Raw genomic sequence first — 521 nt, 5'->3', positions numbered from 1 at the left:
CAATAACCACACCATTAGAAGGCGAGTCAGAATCCGGTTTAGTAGGCGCTGCTTTGAGCGAACCATTGTCAGCCACCCATACGTACTGACCGTTCCAGCGCACCGCCGCATCGCGGTAGTTACCATCGAACCAGATACCACCCTTAGTCCTTCCACCAACCCAGCCAGAGCCGGAGTCGATACCTTTGGTTAACGCCAGCGGGAGCATGGTCGGAACGGTAACGTTACTACCGAGAGCGACTGACTTGTTTGCAGAATCGACGTCAACACAGCCAGCACCAAAGATTGGGCGCTCTTGTTGGGCGATACTTAGGGTGACAGCAAGCGACGATGAGCTAAAACTCTTAACGTTGAACGTGTTGTTCTTACCGAGGGTAGTGGGCACACCAGTCTCCGGGTGGGTAACGCCAGCCCCGGCCCGTAACGCTATGTTAAGGTTTGACCCAGAGCCAATCCCAAATAGCGTAAGGTCGAACGTCGAGTTCCAACAGCCGAGTACCAGCGCGTTATTTGCCATGCCG

At 54.5% G+C, this 521-nt stretch carries 1 protein-coding gene; it reads right to left on the bottom strand.

Annotated features, from left to right (window positions below):
- The coding region (locus HGP29_RS28845; protein WP_211093486.1) for a hypothetical protein at window positions 1-521 on the bottom strand (521 nt) is incomplete at both ends.

Source organism: Flammeovirga agarivorans, from assembly GCF_012641475.1.
In the GTDB taxonomy this organism is placed as follows: domain Bacteria; phylum Bacteroidota; class Bacteroidia; order Cytophagales; family Flammeovirgaceae; genus Flammeovirga; species Flammeovirga agarivorans.
Note: the sequence above shows the minus strand (reverse complement) of the source record. Positions and strands in the feature narration are given on the sequence as shown.